Below are 16,720 nucleotides of genomic sequence, written 5' to 3'. Positions count from 1 at the left end.
ACAACGTCCTAGCTTGCTGCCCAGTAGGCATTCTGCACGTCATCGCCAATGGCAGCCAGTGTCTCCAGCCAGGCATCCAGCGCCTGCAGCGGCTGCCCGGTGAAGTCCTGCTGCCAGTCGCCGGTACGCAGCTCGGCCAACGCCACCGCAACACGCCGGCGCAGCAGGCGTCCGGTCTCGCCGGGAATGCTGGCAAGCGCATCATCCATGGCCTGCACACAAGCACGCAGCGAGCGCGGCAGCGCCTCGCAGAAGATCAGCAGCTCACCGGTCTCGGCCAGATTAAGGCTGTCGCGATAGCGATCGCGGTAGGCCTCGAAGGCTGAGAGGGCACGCAGCAACGCCGTCCAGACGTAATAGGACGGACGCCCGGTCTCGTCAGGCTCGGCAAAGGCCTCGAGATAGCTGCGCAGCAGGCGCACGGTGTTGTCGGCACGTTCCAGATGCATGCCCAGCATGGCAAACTGGTAGGCGTCGTCGCGCTGGCTGGAGCCCAGCAGCACGCCGCGGGCAAGATGGCCACGCTCCTTGACCCAGTCCAGCGACTGCGTCAGCCCCACGCTGGCCAGCCTCTCCGGCGTCATCGCGCGCGCTTCCAGCCAGGTCGCGTTGAGCACCTCCCAGAGCTCGCTGTTGATGGTGCCGCGCACCACATGCGCGTTCTCGCGCGCCAGCCGCAGTGCCGTGTGAATGCTGTAGGGGCTGTCGCCATTGAGCAGCAGGTAACGCGCCACCGACTCGGCATCGGCGGAGGCTCCGGTGGCCTCGTAGGCCGGAATGATGTCGAGGATGGCCAGGGGCAGCGTGGCCACGCGCGCCTCGGTCTCCGGCATCAAGCCGAGCTGCTGGGTGACATCAAGCAGGCGCGCCATGCTTTCAGCACGCTCCAGGTAGCGTGCCATCCAGAACACGCACGCTGCGGTACGACTCAGCATATGCCCTCTCCCGTGCCATGCCCGTTGAGCACCCAGGTGTCCTTGGTGCCGCCGCCCTGCGAGGAATTGACCACCAGCGAGCCCTGCTTGAGCGCGACCCGGGTCAGCCCGCCGGGCACCATCACCACCTCCTTGCCGGACAGCACGAACGGTCGCAGATCGAGATGGCGCGGCGCCACCCCGCTGTCGACAAAGGTCGGGCAGGTTGACAGCGACAAGGTCGGCTGCGCGATGAACTCGGCCGGATTGGCCAGGATGCGCTGCCGGTAGGCGTCGATCTCGGCCCTGGAGCTGGTCGGGCCGATCAGCATGCCGTAGCCGCCGGAGCCATGCACCTCCTTGACCACCAACTCGGGCAGGTGATCAAGCACGTACTTGAGGTCATCGGGCTTGCGCAGCAGCCAGGTCGGCACGTTCTGCAGGATGGGCTCCTCACTGAGGTAGAAGCGGATCATGTCCGGCACGTAGGGATAGATCGACTTGTCATCAGCCACGCCGGTGCCGACCGCATTGGTGATGGCGACGCGCCCGGCACGGTAGGCCTCGACCAGACCGGGCACGCCCAGTACCGAGTCCTTGCGGAAGCTCAGCGGGTCGAGATAGTCATCGTCAATGCGCCGGTAGATCACGTCCACGCGCTGCGGGCCCGTGGTGGTACGCATCCATACCCAGCCATCACGCACGAACAGATCCGGCCCCTCGACAAGCTCGACGCCCATCTGCTGGGCCAGGAAGGCGTGCTCGAAATACGCCGAGTTGTAGCGTCCGGGCGTCAGCACCACCACCACCGGCTGCGCAACATCTTCCGGCGCAGCGGCCTGCAAGGTCTCCAGAAGCAGCGCGGGATAATGATCAACCGGCGCCACGGCATGGCGAGCGAACAGCTCCGGAAACAGCCGCATCATCATCTTGCGGTTTTCCAGCATGTAGGACACGCCGCTGGGGGTTCGCAGATTGTCCTCCAGCACGTAGTACGCACCATCCTGGTGCCGCACCAGGTCAATGCCCGCAATATGCGCATAGACCCGGTTGGGCAATGTCACGCCCTGCATCAGGGTGCGGTAGTCGGCATTGCCGAGAATCACCTCGGCCGGAATCACGCCGGCACGCAGGATGTCCTGACCGTGATAGATGTCATGCAGGAACATGTTCAGGGCGGTGGCGCGCTGACGCAGACCGGCCGCCAGCTGTGTCCACTCCTGGGCGGGAATGATGCGCGGCAGGGCATCGAAGGGAATCAGGCGCTCGGCACCGGCTTCATCGCCATAGACGGCAAAGGTGATGCCGACACGGCGAAACAGCAGGTCGGCCTCCTGGCGCTTGCGGGCAAGCTCATCGGGTGCCCGCGCTGACAACCAGCGGGCATAGTCATGGTAATGCGGTCGTATGGCCTCGGGGCCGGCATACATCTCGTCGTACATGTGCATGACTCGTGTTCGGGCTGCCATATGGCTGCATATACCGAGCAAGGCGCGTGCCAGAGCGCGTCTGTCGTGATGCCGTGCGTGTCAGGCCGCAGACACGGAACCACTGTACGAGCACCGGGCAGAAATGAAAACGGGCCCCGAAGGGCCCGTCAGCACGATCACGCCAGCGCGATCAGAGCTTGTCGGCGTTGGCCGACAGGTAGGCGGCAACACCTTCCGGCGAGGCATTCATGCCGGCATCGCCCTTCTTCCAGTTGGCCGGGCAGACTTCGCCGTGCTCGGCGTGGAACTGCAGGGCGTCGAACAGGCGCAGCAGCTCTTCCATGTTGCGACCCAGCGGCAGGTCGTTGACGATCTGCGAACGCACGATGCCGTTCGGATCGATCAGGAAGGCACCACGGAAGGCCACGCCACCGGCAGACTCGACGTCATAGGCCTTGGCGATTTCATGGGTGATGTCAGCGGCCAGGGTGTAGTTGACCTGACCGATGCCGCCATCATTGATGGCGGTGTTGCGCCAGGCGTTGTGGGTGAAGTGCGAGTCGATGGACACGCCAACCACTTCCACGTTGCGGGCCTTGAAGTCCGGAATGCGGTGGTCAAGAGCGATCAGCTCGGACGGACACACGAAGGTGAAGTCCAGCGGATAGAAGAACACCAGGGCGTACTTGCCCTTGGTGGCGGCGCTGAAGCTGTAGCTGTCAACGATGGAGCCGTCTGCGAGAACGGCGGGAACGGTGAAATCCGGGGCGGGCTTGCCAACGAGAACGGCCATGGGCTGACTCCTGATAGGGGATGGGATGAAACGGAACGTGCCGTAGCATGCGCGGCCGGCGAGCCGTTTTCAAGCGTGCAGTCGGCAGGCACCCGTCACACCGGGTCGCAAAGGCGCCCGGTCAGCGCACGCGCCGGCCGGCTCAGCCAGCTTCCTTCACGGACAGCGGCTCGACCAGCAGCACATTGCCTTCCATCGCCTTAACGCGCACCCGTGTGCCCGGAGCACAGTCCGGACCGCGCACGGTCCAGAAACTGTCGTCCACAGACACCCTGCCCTCGCCGCCGACCAGGCCGTCAGGCAGCACGAACTGGCGTCCGACCCAGCGCGAGCTGCCGCGGTTGAGGTGGTTGCTGGCCGGCTTCAGCAGCCTGGGCTTGTGCCGGTACCAAGCGAAGCACAAGGCCATGGCCAGCAGCGAGAACAGCGTGACCTGACCACTCCAGCTGTCCAGGCCGAGGTGCACGGCCAGCGCCGTGGCGGCAGCGGCTGCCGCCAGCATGAGCACGAAGAAGGTGCCGGTGACCAGCTCGATGACGCCCAGCGCCAGCGCCACGGCCCACCACGTCAGAGCGGTCATGCTTTCTCCTGAATCGCCTTGACCAGCTCGCCGATGCCGCCCACGGTACCGACCAGCTGCGTCGCCTCCATGGGCATCATGATGACCTTGCTGTTGGTCGAGGCAGCGAGCTGACTGAAGGCCTCGACATACTTGAGCGCCACGAAGTAGTTGATGGCCTGGATGTTGCCCTTGCCGATGGCGTCGGACACCACGGCGGTGGCATTGGCTTCGGCCTGGGCCTGGCGCTCGCGCGCCTCGGCCTCAAGGAAGGCGGCCTGACGCTGGCCTTCGGCCTTGAGGATCTCGCCCTGCTTCTCGCCCTCGGCGGTGAGAATCTCGGCCTGGCGACGCCCCTCGGCCTCGAGGATGGAGGCACGCTTCATGCGCTCCGCCTTCATCTGCGATGCCATGGCCTCGACCAGATCGGTGGGCGGCGTGATGTCCTTGATCTCGACACGGGTGATCTTCACGCCCCAGGGGCCGGTGGCCAGGTCAATCGCCGACAGCAGGCGGCTGTTGATCTGGTCACGCTGCGACAGCATCTCGTCAAGATCCAGCGAGCCGATCACGGTACGCATGTTGGTCTGCGCCAGATTCTGGATGGCATAGGCCAGGCTCTGCACCTCGTAGGCCGCCTTGGGACTGTCGATGACCTGGTAGAAGCACACGGCATCGATGCGCACCATGGCGTTGTCACGCGAGATGACTTCCTGCGCCGGGATGTCGAGTACCTGCTCCATGACGCTGAGCTTGCGGCCGATCTGGTCGAAGAACGGCATGATGAAGTGCAGACCCGGACTCAGGGTGTGGGTGTAGCGTCCGAAGCGCTCCACCGTCCACTCGTAGCCCTGCGGCACGGTCTTGACGCTGAGCACGACCACCAGCACGGCCATGAACAGCAACACCAGCAAAAGAATCTGCAGCACCATCACACCACCTCCGTGTCAGTCATCGACCTGCCGACACGATGCCGGCAGGCACAGCTTCTGTCGCAGCAAACGCCGGCCATCCTGCCGGCGCTGACAACATTGAGGCCGGCTTACTCGGCCGCCTTGCCGGCCGCTTCCTTGATCAGCGGGGCCAGCTCGCCTTTCTGCACCATGTCCATGACGATGTCGCAGCCACCGATGAGCTCGCCCTTGACCCAGAGTTGCGGAAAGGTCGGCCAGTTGGCAATGCGCGGCAGCGTGGAACGGATTTCCGGGTTTTCGAGAATGTTGACGTAGGCGAACGGTTCACCCACCTGCACCAGCGCCTCGACGGTGCGCGCCGAGAAGCCGCACTGCGGAAACTGCGGCGTGCCCTTCATGTAGAGCAGGATGTCGTTGTCGGCGATTTGCTTCTTGATCAGGGTTTCGATGTCCATGACAGGCCTCGATGAGTACGTGAAAAACGATGGCCGAATGGTAGCAGACTCCGCCCGTTCTTGGCGAAAACCCGCGCAAACGCTACACTCGGGGATTGCCCGCAGTCCCCGTTCGAGTCCTCGCCATGACCACCTCGTCGTCCAGCCGTCCGATTCCCGGCACCCTCATGCCCACCTATGCCCGCCAGCCGGTGGCCTTCGTGCGCGGTGAAGGCGCCTGGCTCTTCGACGAGGATGGCAAGCGCTACCTCGACACCACGTCCGGCATCGCGGTTTGCGGTCTCGGCCACGCTCATCCGGGGGTTGCCGCCGCCATTGCCGACCAAGCCGCGACGCTGGTGCACACCTCCAATCTGTACCGCATTCCGCTGCAGGAAGAACTGGCCGAGCGCCTCTGCGCCGTGTCCGGTATGAGCCGCGCCTTCTTCGGCAACTCCGGTGCCGAGGCCAACGAGGCTGCCATCAAACTGGCACGTCTTTACGGACACAAGAAAGGCATCGCCCTGCCGACGGTGATCGTCATGGAGAACAGCTTCCATGGCCGCACCCTGGCGACCCTGACCGCCACCGGCAATGCCAAGATCCAGGAAGGGTTCGGCCCGCTGGTCGAGGGCTTCGTGCGCGTGCCTTTCGATGACATCGAGGCCATCGAGCAGGTGGCAGCCAGCAACCCGAACATTGTCGCGGTGCTGGTCGAACCCATCCAGGGCGAAAGCGGCGTACGCACCGCCACCAAGGGGTTCGGCTACCTCAAGGATCTGCGCGAGATCTGTGATCGCCACGACTGGCTGCTGATGATCGACGAGATCCAGACCGGCAACGGCCGCACCGGTAAGCACTTCGCCTATCAACATGCCGGCATCCTGCCCGACGTGCTGAGCACCGCCAAGGGGCTGGGCAACGGCTTCCCGATCGGTGCCACGCTGGTCGCCGGCAAGGCCACCGAGCTGTTCAGCCCGGGCAAGCACGGCACCACCTATGGCGGCACGCCGCTGGGCTGCCGCGCCGCACTGGCCACCCTCGACGCCCTGCTCGACGGCGTGGTCGACAATGCTGCGGTCATGGGCGAGCGCATCATGCAGGGGTTCCGCGAACGACTGGGCGCCTACGGGGTCTGCGTCGAGGGCGCCGGCCTGATGATAGGCGTGATCCTGCCCGTGGCCTCGGCCGCATCGCTGGTCGCGCTCGCCCGCGAGGCCGGCGTGCTGCTCATCGTCAGCGCCGAACATCGCATCCGCCTGCTGCCGCCGCTGACGCTGACCGCTGCCGAGAGCGATGAGCTGGTGGCCCGCATCAGCGACCTGGTGGTGGACTTCCTGAAGGCCGAAGGCGTGGTGGCAGCATGACGGTACGCCACTTCCTGACCCTGCTCGACTTCACGCCTGCCGAACTGCAGGCCGTGCTCGAGCGCGCCATCGAGCTCAAGCGCATGCTGCGTGCGGGTGTTGTTCACGAGCCGCTGAAGAATCGCGTGCTGGCGATGATCTTCGAGAAGTCATCAACCCGCACACGGGTATCGTTCGAGGCCGGCATGGCGCAGTTCGGCGGATCGGCCATCTTTCTGTCTCCACGCGACACCCAGCTCGGCCGCGGCGAACCCATCGAGGACTCGGCACGGGTCATCTCGCGCATGGTGGACGCGGTGATGATCCGCACCTTCGAGCACAGCACCATCGAACGCTTTGCCGCCTACTCGCAGGTGCCGGTGATCAACGCCCTCACCGACGACCATCACCCCTGCCAGCTACTTGCCGACCTGCAAACCTTTCTTGAGCACCGTGGTCCGCTGGCCGGCAAGACCTTCGCGTGGATCGGCGACGGCAACAACATGTGCAACAGCTATGTGCACGCCGCCCACCAGTTCGGCTTCCAGCTGCGCATCGCCTGCCCCTACGGCTTCGAGCCAGACCCCGAGCTGCTCGAGCAGTACAGCCACTGCGCGACGCTGGTGAAACATGCCGAAGAGGCCGCCGAAGGGGCCCACCTGGTCGCCACCGACGTCTGGACCAGCATGGGCCAGGAGTCCGAGCAGAGCGTGCGCAAGCGCCGCTTCGCGATGTACCAGGTCAATCCGCGCCTGCTGGACCGCGCTGCCGACGACGTGCTCTTCATGCATTGCCTGCCGGCGCATCGCGGCGAGGAAATCTCGGAAGACATGCTCGACGATCCGCGCGCCGTGGTCTGGGACGAAGCCGAGAACCGCCTGCACGCGCAGAAAGCCTTGCTGGAATTCCTGCTGGTGGGGCTGCCCTCAGCCTGAGCGCCGGCTACGGCCTCAGTAGCCGTCCGGATTTCGCGACTGCCAGCGCCAGTGATCCGCACACATGGCCTGCTGATCGCGTGTCGCCTGCCAGCCCAGCTCGATGCGGGCGCGCTCGGGATCCGCGTAGCATTGCGCGACATCGCCCGGTCGGCGCGCCACCAGCTCGTAGGGAATCTCCCGGTCTGCCGCCGCGGCAAAGGCCTTGACCATGTCCAGCACGGAGTAGCCGCGCCCGGTGCCCAGGTTCACGGTCACCAGGTTGCCGGTGGCTTCGCCGGTCACCGCGGCGGCTCCGCGCTGCAGCCGCTGCAGGGCCTTGAGATGGCCATCCGCCAGATCTTCGACATGGATGTAGTCACGTACGCCGGTGCCGTCCGGCGTCGAATAGTCACTGCCGAACACCCTTAGCCGCTGCAGACGACCGCTGGCCACCTGGGCGATGTAGGGCATCAGGTTGTTGGGGATGCCATTGGGGTCCTCGCCGATCTCGCCACTGGCGTGCGCCCCCACCGGATTGAAGTAGCGCAGGATGGCGATGCGCCACGTATCGGGCCAGGCACGATGCAGGTCGCGCAGCATGTCCTCGATGTGCAGCTTGGTGGCACCGTAGGGATTGGTGGTGTGCAGCGGAAAATCCTCGGTGATCGGCACCGCATGCGGGTCACCATAGACGGTGGCCGACGAGCTGAACACCAGCTGATGCACGCCCGCTTCGGCCATGACCTCCAGCAGCCGCACGCTACCGACGACATTGTTGTCGTAATAGCGCAGCGGCTCGGCGACCGACTCGCCAACGGCCTTGAGACCGGCAAAGTGGATGACCGCCTCGACATCGGCATGTGCCGTGAAGGCAGCCGTCAGCGCCACCTTGTCACGAATGTCACCCTGCACCACCGTCAGAGGCACACGCCCCTCCGGCATGCCCAGGGCCTCTGCCGCCAGCCGGCGCACACGCACCATGGCCTCCGGCTTGCTGTTGCTGAAGTTGTCGTAAACAACCACGGAGTCACCGTTTTGCAGCAGCTGCAGCACGGTGTGCGAGCCGATGTAGCCGGCGCCGCCGGTAACAAGAATCCGCGTCATGCCGGCAGATCCGAAGACACGCGCCGCACCGCATCCAGCCAGCCGGCATAGAGCTGCTCGCGGCGATCCGACGCCATCACCGGCGAAAAGCGGCGCTCGCGATGCCAGAGCGCGGAAATGGCGTCCAGGGAATCAAACACGCCGACCTGCAAGCCGGCCAGGAAGGCCGCGCCCAGCGCCGTGGTTTCGGTGACGCTGGGTCTGTCCACTGGCACACCGAGAATGTCGGACAGCGACTGCGCCACCCAGTTGTTCACCACCATGCCGCCATCGATGCGTAGCGTGGTGACAGCAGCGGCACCATCGCGGGTCATGGCTTCCATGAGGTCACGAGTCTGGAAGCACACCGACTGCAAGCCGGCCGTGACGATCTCGCCGATGCCGGTATCACGGGTCAGACCGAAGATGGCGCCACGGGCGCGCGGGTCCCAGTAGGGCGCACCCAGCCCGGTGAAGGCCGGCACCATGTAGACACCACGCGCATCACCCGTGGCCTCGGCAATGGCCTGGGTCTCGGCGGCGGAGTGGATAAGCTTGAGACCGTCACGCAGCCACTGGATGGTCGCCCCGGCGACGAAGATGGAGCCTTCCACGGCGTAGGTCGGCTTGCCATTCAACCGGTAGGCCACCGTCGACAGCAGCCGGTTGGAGGACTGCACCACGTTGTCGCCCGTGTTCAGGATCAGGAAGCAGCCCGTGCCGTAGGTGCTCTTGACCATGCCCGGCGCGAAGCAGGCCTGCCCCACCAGGGCAGCCTGCTGATCACCGGCAATGCCGCAAATCGGGACCGCAGCGCCGAGAAAATGCGGGGCCGCCATGCCGAAATCGGCACTGGAGTCACGCACATCCGGCAGCAGCGCACGAGGGATTTTGAACAGCGCCAGCAGCTCCTCATCCCACTGCTGGGCATGGATGTTGAACAGCAAGGTACGCGAGGCGTTGGTGGCATCGGTGGCATGGACCTGGCCATGGGTCAGCTTCCACAGCAGCCAGCTGTCGATGGTGCCGAAGGCCAGTTCGCCACGCTCGGCGCGCTCGCGGGCACCCGGCACGTTGTCCAGCAGCCAGGACAGCTTGGAGGCGGAGAAATACGGGTCCAGCAACAGACCTGTCTTCGCCTGCACCATGGCCTCGTGGCCGGCCTGCTTGAGCGCCAGACAGGCGGCGGCGGTGCGGCGGTCCTGCCAGACGATGGCCTTGTGCACCGGCATGCCATTGACGCGATCCCAGAGCACGGTGGTCTCGCGCTGATTGGTGATGCCGATGGCGGCGATGTCACGGGCATGCAGGCCCTGCTTGCGCAATACCTCGCGGCAGACCTGCTCGGTGGCCCACCAGATCTCCATGGCATCGTGCTCGACCCAGCCGTCGGCCGGGAAATGCTGGGGCAGCTCGACCTGGGCCATGGAGCGCTTGGCGCCGGTCTGGTCAAAGAGGATGGCACGCGTGCTGGTGGTGCCCTGGTCAATGGCGAGCAGATACTGTGTCATGAGCTGTTCTTCTTGTGCGTCCCGGTGTTCAGACAAGACTGCAGTGTATCGACTTGCGTCAAGACTGGCGACGCACCTGGGCAATGTCCACGCTGATGCGCTGCACCTGATGCAGCAGTGTCAGCAGCAGAACGACCCGGCGCTCGCCATCGGCTTCGGCGCAAACCGCGTCCAGGCCAGCCAGCGGCCCGTCAATGATGGACACGCGATCGCCCACGTGGAGCAGCCGCTGCACGTTGCCATCTTTCTCGCCACTACCCTCTTCAACCTGACGTGTTCTCAGCCCGGCCACCAGATCATCCGGCACCGCCAGCGGCAGCTCGCCAAAACGGACAACGCGAGCCACGCCACGCGTCGAGCGCAGCGGCGCCCAGTTGTCGGCGACGTCACTGAGAAGCAAAAACAGGTAATGCGGGAACAGCGGCTCGGTGACGACCTCGCGACGGCAACGTCGCACGACCTCACGCCGCAACACCGGCAGAAAGGTCTCGTAGCCCTGTTTGGCCAGATGCTCCCGCGCGCGAAAGGCCTCGCGCGGCTTGCACTGGACGAGGTACCAGCGCCGGGCAGGTGCCGGCTGTTCAGAAGCGTTCTGTGCAGTCACGTCCATGTGTCCCTGTCGAGGAAACGCTGCAGCGCCTGACGGGCCTGCAGCCCGAGACTCGTCTCAGGCGCTGATCAGGGCTTTCAGCCAGTCGGTGCGCGCGCGCAACAGCGCGGCATCGCCACGGGTTTCCACATTGAGACGCACCACCGGCTCGGTGTTGGAGCGGCGCAGGTTGAAGCGCCACTGCGGAAACTCCCGACTCAGACCATCCAGCGCGGACTCGGCCACCAGGGTTTCGCGACCGGCGGCGAGCTCGGCCTGCACGGCAGCCTCGACCCGCGCGATGGCGACGCCGGCGTCGGCGACCTTGAAGTTGATCTCGCCACTGCAGGGATAGGCCGACTGTGCCTCGGCGACCAGCGCCGACAACGGCTTGCCCTCCTCGAGCAGGCGCTCGAGCAGCAGCAGCCAGGGAATCATGCCGGAGTCGCAGTTGAAGAAGTCACGGAAGTAGTGGTGCGCAGACATCTCGCCACCGTAGACGGCGCCGGTCTGGCGCAAGGCGGCCTTGATGAAGCTGTGCCCACACTTGCTGACCGTGGCCACGCCACCGGCTGCCTCGACCTGCGCGATGGTGTTCCAGGTCATGCGCGTGTCGTAGATCACCGTGCCGCCCGGGGCATGGTGCAGCAGCTGGGCGCCAAGCAGGCCGACCAGGTAGTAGCCTTCGATGAAGGCGCCGGTCTCGTCGAAGAAGAAGCAGCGATCGAAGTCGCCATCCCAGGCAATGCCCAGATCAGCGCCTGCGGCACGCACGGCCTCGGCAGTCTGCTCCTGACAGCGCGCCAGCATGGGGTTGGGCACGCCGTTCGGGAACTGGCCATCCGGGGTGTGGAACAGACGCGTGACGTCCCAGTCCAGCCCCTCGGCAATGGCATCGAAGACCGGGCCGGCGCAACCGTTGCCACCGTTGACCACGACCTTGAGCGGACGTCCGCTGGCACGACGCGCCGACAGGCCCGCCGAAATGGCGGCAATGTCGACAAAGCGGCGCACGGTGGCAACGTAATCGGCAAACAGATCGAGGCGCTGGTGCAACTGCGGGTCTGGCTGGTACAGGCTGCCATCGCCCAGGGCCTCGCCCGCGTAGTTCTCGAGCTGCCCGCGCAGACCCGCTTGCTCGTTGAGCCAGGCACGGGTCTCGCGCTCGATGTCCTGCAGGCCGTCATCGGCGCTGATCGGTCGTGCGTCGGCACGCACCATCTTGAGTCCGTTGTCACCCACCGGGTTGTGGCTGGCCGTGATCATGATGCCGCCGCCCATGCCGGCCTGCCCCGCTGCGTGGTAGACCATCTCGGTGCCGCCCAGCCCGATGTCTCGGGTGGCCACGCCCTCGCTGTTGAGTCCTGCGGCCAGGATGCGGGCAAAGGCCTCGCTGCTGTCGCGGATGTCATAACAGATGGCCACCGGACCCTGGGGCCGGATCACGCGGGCATAGGCCCGGCCGATGGCATAGACCATGTCGCCATGCAGCTGCGCCGGCACCGGGCCGCGCACGTCATAGGCCTTGAACGCGGGAAGGGGGGAAAGCACCGACATCACATCACCTCGAAAGAAAACACGCGTCAGGCGCGGCCGCGACCGACGCCGTAATAGACAAACCCCAGCGCCTGCATGGTCGCCGGCTCAAAGACATTGCGACCGTCGATCAGCACCGGCTGGCGCAAGGCGTTCAGCAGCTGGTCGTAATCCGGATTGTGATACTCCGGCCAGGCGGTCAGCAGCAGCAGCGCATCAGCCCCCTGGGCGGCCTGCAGCGGCGTGGCGGCGACATGAACCTGCGGCTGCGGAAAGGCATGGCGCAGGGCTGGCAGCGCCTTGGGATCATGCACCGTGACCTCGGCGCCCTGGGCCAGCAAGGCTGACAGGATGGGCAGGATGGCCGACGACTCCACGCTGGCCGCACCCGGCTTGTAGGCTGCCCCCCAGATGGCGATGCGACGCCCACGCAGCTGTCCTCCGAAATGCCGCCAGAGCTGACGGAACGGCAGCTCGCGCTGCTCGGCATTGATGCGCAGCACGGCGTCCAGCACCCCGGGCTGGCCGCCCGCCTCGCGCAAGGTTTCGGCAAAACGGAACAGGTCCTCGGTGAAGCTGGGGCCACCGAAGCCGCAACCGGGCTGCAGGTAATCCGGACCGATGCGCGGATCGGCGGCCATGCCCAGACGCACCAGCTCGATGTCGACCTTCATGCGCGAGGCCAGACCGGCCAGCTCGTTCATCAGGCTCAGACGCGAGGCCAGCATGGCATTGACAGCAAACTTGGTGAGCTCGGCGGCCGCCAGCGGCATGCGCAAGCTTTCGCGAGCCTGGCGACTGTAGGGACGCAAGGCGTCATGCACCCGATCACCGGCTCCCGGCACCGGTTCGCCGAGCAGCAGCAAGGCGGGCGCGGCAAAGTCGTCCAGCGCCTGGCCGGTGCGAATGAACAAGGGCAGTGCCAGCACCGTGATGACACGGCCCGGAGCCTGCGCTGCCAGCCGGGCCTGCAGGGCATCCAGCGTACCGACCGCGGTGGCCTGCAGCACCACCAGCGTGAGCGCGCCCTGGGTCGATGCCAGCACGGCCTCGGCACGCTCGATGAGCGGCTCCGTGGCGCTGGAGGCCAGCGCCAGGAAATGCGTGGCGGGCAGGTGCTCGGGCAGCACCGAGATCTGACGCAGCAGTCCTTCACCACTCAGGGCCTGGGCACGTGACTCCAGACGCGGCTCGCGGCGCACTTCGTCATCCGGCTCGCTCTCGCAAAGCAGCGTGACCTCGTGCCCCGCCGCCGCCAGCTGCACCGCCGTCACCCAGGCATACAGGGAACGTCCATGAACCATGCACTGCATCATGCGTTCTCCTGCAGGGCGCGAATGTGTGCCACCAAGGCCAGCGTGGAGCCGTCAGCCCGCGCGGAGGGGTCGCCGCCGCACAGCAGGCGTTCAGCCTCGCCCGCCATCTTCTTGCCCAGCTCGACACCCCATTGGTCAAACGGATTGATGTCCCAGACCGCTGCCATCACCGCCACCTTGTGCTCGTACAAGGCCACCAGAGCCCCCAGCGCATGCGGGGTCAGCTCATCCAGCAACAGCGTCGTCGATGGCTGATTGCCGGGATAGCGACGGTGCGGTGACGGATCCGGTGCCGGCAGGCAGCCATCGCCAAAGGCCAGCACCTGGCTCTGCGCCAGACAGTTGGCCAGATTGAGTCGGTGCTGGGCCTGCAGCCCTTCGGCGGCATGCTGATAGCGACGCACTGGGGCGATGAAGTCGGCGCTCACGGCCTGAGTGCCCTGATGCAGCAGCTGATAGAACGCATGCTGGGCATTGGGACCGATCTCTCCCCAGAGCACCGGGCAGGTCGCGTAGTTGACCGGCACGCCGGCGCGCGTCACCGACTTGCCGTTGCTCTCCATCTCGAGCTGGGTGAGAAAGGCGGGAAAGCTGGCCAGACGTCCGTCATAGGGCAGCACGGCATGCCCGCGCAGACCGAGGAAAGTGGAGTTCCAGACGCCGATCAAGCCCAGCAGCACCGGCAGATTGTCGATCAGCGGTGCCTCCAGCGCATGCTGGTCCATGAAGGCGGCGCCGGCCAGCAACTCGCGGAAGCCGTCCATGCCGAGCAGCAGCGCGATCGGGAAGCCGATGGCGGACCACAGCGAGAAGCGTCCGCCCACCCAGTCCCAGAACAGCAGCTGATTCTCGGGAGGAATGCCGAATTCGGCCATCTTGGCCGGCGTCGCCGAGATGCCGATGACATGATGGCGCATGGCTTCCTCGGTCGATGGCACAGCACGCGCCAGCCAGTCCAGCGCGGTGCGGGCATTGGCCAGCGTGTCACTGGTGGTGAACGACTTCGAGGAAATCAGGAACAGCGTGGTCTCGGGCCGCAACCTGCGCAGCAACTTGGCGAGCTGGGCGCCATCGATGCTGCTGACGAAATGGATGCCGAGTGTGCGCCCCTCCGGACAGGCAGCATGCGTCAAGGCATCACAGACCATGCGCGGACCGAGGTCGGAGCCGCCGACACCAATGTTGACCACATCGCGGATCGGGTAGCCGGTGCTGCCGCGCCACTGGCCATGGTGAATCTGCGCCACGATCTCGCCCATGCGCTGCAAGGAGGCCTGCACCTCGGGCAGTGGCTGTGTCGCGCGCAATGCCGTGTGCCAGGCAGCGCGCCCCTCGGTCAAATTGACCGGCTCTCCGCCAAACTGGCGACGCAGCACGCCACGCACATCGGTGGCCTCGGCGAGGTCCAGCAGGTCCGACAGGGCCTCGGCATCGAGACGCTGCTTGCCCAGATCCATCAGCACGGGGCCGGCACGCGTCAGCCAGCGACCGGCACGCTCCGGATCCGCAGCCCAGAGATCGGCAATGCGGGTATCAGCCAGGCGCAGAGCCTGTTGCTGAACGGCCTGCCAGGCAGGCAACGCGCTGGGCAATGACAGCAGGTCTTCAGAGTGATCCACGGCACGAGTTTCAGACATCACAGCCACTCCGAGCTGCACCGTGCAAAGCGCTTGAAATCATCCAGATGCTCCGTGGCAATCGCGAACACGATCTCCCAGCGCACTGCTTCGTAGCTGTGCACCGCGAGATTCCGAAACCCCACTGACTTGCGCAAACGCGCAGCCAGATCGACAGGCAGAAGCCCGGCCTCCGCCAAGGCCTCAAAAGCCTGCCCCATGGTGTCGGGCAATGAGATCTGCCGATTGGCAAGACCATGCAAGGCAATATCAACACACAGCTGAACCGCACGGCTCAAATTCAGAACCAGCACGTCCTGCGCATCAATGTCCGCCTTCAACTGCTCCAGCGAAGGCGGACAGCGCTCGCTGACGCGCTGAATGCACCGCGCCAACGACTCCAGCTTGCGAGTGATCAGGAGTTGATCCATGCGTCACGCCGCTCCTTCAAGGCTCGCTGCAGCAAAGGCACGAAATCAGCCATGTCGAGGACATGGCGCATGCCGAGGTCGGCCCAGTCACCGTCAGAGCCCCACAGCCGTATGCCATGGCGAATGACCTGGCCACGCAATGGCTCCCCGGCAACACGCAAATCAATCAGATCGACAGGACGTCCGGTCACCTCGGCCAGCCAAGCAGTCAGACTGATACGCTGCTCGGCAGACAATGCCCGGCGACACTGCAGGGCAAGATCGAGGTCACTGTCAAACCCCGCACTGCCCGCCGCCACGGAGCCAAACACCACCACCAGCTGAGGCTGCTCAAGCTGCTCAAGCAGTGCCGGCAAGGCCTCTCGAAGGCGCATCAGGGTGTCGCTCACAGCACCTCCGGCAGCCAGGCGCGCAGCGGTGCGGCCAGAGCCGGGTCGCGCAGCGCCAGGGCGATGTTGGCCTGGGCGTAGCCGAACTTGCTGCCGCAGTCGTAGCGCACGCCGGCGAAACGATGCGCCTGCACCTGCTCGTCGGCCAGCACGGCAGCAATGCCGTCGGTAAGCTGAATCTCGCCGCCCGCCCCCGGCTTGACGTGATCCAGAGCCGTCATGACGGCGGCGGGCAGCACATAGCGGCCAACCACGGCGAGGTTGCTGGGCGCGACTTCGGGTGCCGGCTTCTCGACCATGGCGGTGATGCGCTCACCGGCCAGCGACACCACGCCATAGCGATTGGTGTGCTCGCGCGGCACTTCCTCGACGGCCAGCGACCAGGCTCCCGTGCGCGCCTGCAACGCGACCATGTCAGCCAGGCAGCCGGGGCCCGTGGTGTCATCGATGAAGTCATCGACCAGCATCACGGCGAAGCCCGGCTCACCGGCCACCGCCTCGCGTGCGCACCACACGGCATGACCCAGACCCAGCGCCTGAGGCTGCATCACCACGGTGACCTTGAGCCCCTCGGGCACGGCCCCCAGCAGGGCGTCCAGCAGATCCTGCTTGCCCTTGGCGGTGAGCTCGGCGACCAGCTCGGGATCGGCCGGACGCAGGTGCGCCTCCAAACCGGCCTTCTTCGGCGAATTGACCAGCACCACATGACGGATGCCGGCGCGCCAGGCCTCCTCGACGGCGTACTGCAGCAACGGCTTGTCGACTACCGGCAGCAGCTCCTTGGGAACCGACTTGGTGGCGGGCAGGAAGCGGGTGCCGAGACCGGCGACGGGGAGAATGACGGTGGAGATCACGGGGCAATCCGGAGAGCTGACGATCAGGCGATGATAGAGGCCCGGAGCACCGATAAACAAATGATTGGCGACAAATGCACAGCGACTG

At 65.7% G+C, this 16,720-nt stretch carries 17 protein-coding genes; 2 read left to right on the top strand and 15 right to left on the bottom strand.

Annotated features, from left to right (window positions below; genetic code table 11):
- Positions 1-8 precede the first annotated feature (8 nt).
- From F595_RS0109860 to grxD, 6 genes are all read right to left on the bottom strand, one after another.
- Positions 9-935 (bottom strand): alpha-E domain-containing protein, encoded by a 927-nt coding sequence (locus tag F595_RS0109860; protein ID WP_022956707.1) that lies wholly within the window; start codon positions 933-935, stop codon positions 9-11.
- Positions 929-2,356: a circularly permuted type 2 ATP-grasp protein gene (locus tag F595_RS0109855; RefSeq protein ID WP_022956706.1), complete on the bottom strand. Its 1,428-nt coding sequence runs from the start codon at positions 2,354-2,356 to the stop codon at positions 929-931. The genes F595_RS0109860 and F595_RS0109855 overlap by 7 nt, the downstream gene beginning before the upstream one ends.
- 178 nt (positions 2,357-2,534) lie before the next feature.
- On the bottom strand, positions 2,535-3,137 hold the full coding sequence (locus F595_RS0109850) for a peroxiredoxin (RefSeq protein WP_022956705.1): 603 nt from the start codon (positions 3,135-3,137) through the stop codon (positions 2,535-2,537).
- 142 nt (positions 3,138-3,279) lie between these two features.
- On the bottom strand, positions 3,280-3,717 hold the full coding sequence (locus F595_RS0109845) for an NfeD family protein (RefSeq protein ID WP_022956704.1): 438 nt from the start codon (positions 3,715-3,717) through the stop codon (positions 3,280-3,282).
- The gene (locus F595_RS0109840; protein WP_407635953.1) at positions 3,714-4,592 is read right to left on the bottom strand and encodes an SPFH domain-containing protein; all 879 of its coding nucleotides are present in this window, start codon (positions 4,590-4,592) and stop codon (positions 3,714-3,716) included. The genes F595_RS0109845 and F595_RS0109840 overlap by 4 nt, the downstream gene beginning before the upstream one ends.
- A 146-nt stretch (positions 4,593-4,738) precedes the next feature.
- Positions 4,739-5,065 (bottom strand): Grx4 family monothiol glutaredoxin, encoded by a 327-nt coding sequence (gene grxD, locus F595_RS0109835; protein ID WP_022956702.1) that lies wholly within the window; start codon positions 5,063-5,065, stop codon positions 4,739-4,741.
- A 125-nt stretch (positions 5,066-5,190) separates the two neighbouring features.
- On the opposite strand from grxD, the gene F595_RS0109830 reads away from it, so the two are divergent.
- Positions 5,191-6,411, top strand: coding sequence for an aspartate aminotransferase family protein (locus tag F595_RS0109830; protein ID WP_022956701.1), 1,221 nt, complete (start codon positions 5,191-5,193; stop codon positions 6,409-6,411).
- Positions 6,408-7,325 carry an ornithine carbamoyltransferase gene (argF, locus tag F595_RS0109825; RefSeq protein WP_022956700.1) on the top strand — a complete coding sequence of 306 codons (918 nt, stop codon included), beginning with the start codon at positions 6,408-6,410 and terminating at the stop codon, positions 7,323-7,325. The genes F595_RS0109830 and argF overlap by 4 nt, the downstream gene beginning before the upstream one ends.
- Before the next feature lie 15 nt (positions 7,326-7,340).
- Here the strand turns inward: argF and galE are convergent, their stop codons facing one another.
- From galE to F595_RS0109780, 9 genes are all read right to left on the bottom strand, one after another.
- A complete protein-coding gene (gene galE / locus F595_RS0109820) occupies positions 7,341-8,411 on the bottom strand; it encodes a UDP-glucose 4-epimerase GalE (protein WP_022956699.1) in 1,071 nt (356 codons plus the stop codon).
- Entirely contained in the window at positions 8,408-9,901 is a 1,494-nt protein-coding gene (gene glpK, locus F595_RS0109815) for a glycerol kinase GlpK (protein WP_022956698.1), read from the bottom strand. The genes galE and glpK overlap by 4 nt, the downstream gene beginning before the upstream one ends.
- Positions 9,902-9,959: 58 nt before the next feature.
- Entirely contained in the window at positions 9,960-10,505 is a 546-nt protein-coding gene (rfaH, locus tag F595_RS0109810) for a transcription/translation regulatory transformer protein RfaH (protein WP_026913471.1), read from the bottom strand.
- A 63-nt stretch (positions 10,506-10,568) separates the two neighbouring features.
- Entirely contained in the window at positions 10,569-12,047 is a 1,479-nt protein-coding gene (locus F595_RS0109805) for a phosphohexomutase domain-containing protein (protein ID WP_022956696.1), read from the bottom strand.
- A gap of 26 nt (positions 12,048-12,073) precedes the next feature.
- On the bottom strand, positions 12,074-13,330 hold the full coding sequence (locus F595_RS0109800) for a UDP-glucose/GDP-mannose dehydrogenase family protein (protein ID WP_169447013.1): 1,257 nt from the start codon (positions 13,328-13,330) through the stop codon (positions 12,074-12,076).
- A gap of 8 nt (positions 13,331-13,338) precedes the next feature.
- Complete coding sequence (pgi, locus tag F595_RS0109795; RefSeq protein WP_051144695.1) at positions 13,339-14,979, bottom strand: glucose-6-phosphate isomerase; 1,641 nt, start codon at positions 14,977-14,979, stop codon at positions 13,339-13,341.
- Positions 14,979-15,389, bottom strand: coding sequence for a type VII toxin-antitoxin system HepT family RNase toxin (hepT, locus tag F595_RS0109790; RefSeq protein WP_022956693.1), 411 nt, complete (start codon positions 15,387-15,389; stop codon positions 14,979-14,981). The genes pgi and hepT overlap by 1 nt, the downstream gene beginning before the upstream one ends.
- A complete protein-coding gene (gene mntA / locus F595_RS0109785) occupies positions 15,374-15,778 on the bottom strand; it encodes a type VII toxin-antitoxin system MntA family adenylyltransferase antitoxin (RefSeq protein WP_022956692.1) in 405 nt (134 codons plus the stop codon). Before mntA ends, hepT begins: the two co-directional genes overlap by 16 nt.
- Positions 15,775-16,632, bottom strand: a complete 858-nt coding sequence (locus tag F595_RS0109780) for a UTP--glucose-1-phosphate uridylyltransferase (RefSeq protein ID WP_022956691.1) — start codon at positions 16,630-16,632, stop codon at positions 15,775-15,777. Before F595_RS0109780 ends, mntA begins: the two co-directional genes overlap by 4 nt.
- Between the last annotated feature and the right edge of the window lie 88 nt (positions 16,633-16,720).

It is taken from the genome of Perlucidibaca piscinae DSM 21586 (assembly GCF_000420045.1).
Taxonomy (GTDB): Bacteria; Pseudomonadota; Gammaproteobacteria; order Pseudomonadales; family Moraxellaceae; genus Perlucidibaca; species Perlucidibaca piscinae.
Note: the sequence above shows the minus strand (reverse complement) of the source record. Positions and strands in the feature narration are given on the sequence as shown.

Coding starts and splice junctions, on each gene's coding strand:
- glpK (WP_022956698.1), bottom strand. CDS start 9,901: ATGACACAGTATCTGCTCGCCATTGACCAGGGCACCACCAGCACGCGT.
- F595_RS0109800 (WP_169447013.1), bottom strand. CDS start 13,330: ATGGTTCATGGACGTTCCCTGTATGCCTGGGTGACGGCGGTGCAGCTG.
- pgi (WP_051144695.1), bottom strand. CDS start 14,979: ATGTCTGAAACTCGTGCCGTGGATCACTCTGAAGACCTGCTGTCATTG.
- F595_RS0109840 (WP_407635953.1), bottom strand. CDS start 4,592: ATGGCCGTGCTGGTGGTCGTGCTCAGCGTCAAGACCGTGCCGCAGGGC.
- argF (WP_022956700.1), top strand. CDS start 6,408: ATGACGGTACGCCACTTCCTGACCCTGCTCGACTTCACGCCTGCCGAA.
- F595_RS0109850 (WP_022956705.1), bottom strand. CDS start 3,137: ATGGCCGTTCTCGTTGGCAAGCCCGCCCCGGATTTCACCGTTCCCGCC.
- galE (WP_022956699.1), bottom strand. CDS start 8,411: ATGACGCGGATTCTTGTTACCGGCGGCGCCGGCTACATCGGCTCGCAC.
- F595_RS0109805 (WP_022956696.1), bottom strand. CDS start 12,047: ATGTCGGTGCTTTCCCCCCTTCCCGCGTTCAAGGCCTATGACGTGCGC.
- F595_RS0109845 (WP_022956704.1), bottom strand. CDS start 3,717: ATGACCGCTCTGACGTGGTGGGCCGTGGCGCTGGCGCTGGGCGTCATC.
- F595_RS0109860 (WP_022956707.1), bottom strand. CDS start 935: ATGCTGAGTCGTACCGCAGCGTGCGTGTTCTGGATGGCACGCTACCTG.
- F595_RS0109855 (WP_022956706.1), bottom strand. CDS start 2,356: ATGTACGACGAGATGTATGCCGGCCCCGAGGCCATACGACCGCATTAC.
- hepT (WP_022956693.1), bottom strand. CDS start 15,389: ATGGATCAACTCCTGATCACTCGCAAGCTGGAGTCGTTGGCGCGGTGC.
- F595_RS0109830 (WP_022956701.1), top strand. CDS start 5,191: ATGACCACCTCGTCGTCCAGCCGTCCGATTCCCGGCACCCTCATGCCC.
- grxD (WP_022956702.1), bottom strand. CDS start 5,065: ATGGACATCGAAACCCTGATCAAGAAGCAAATCGCCGACAACGACATC.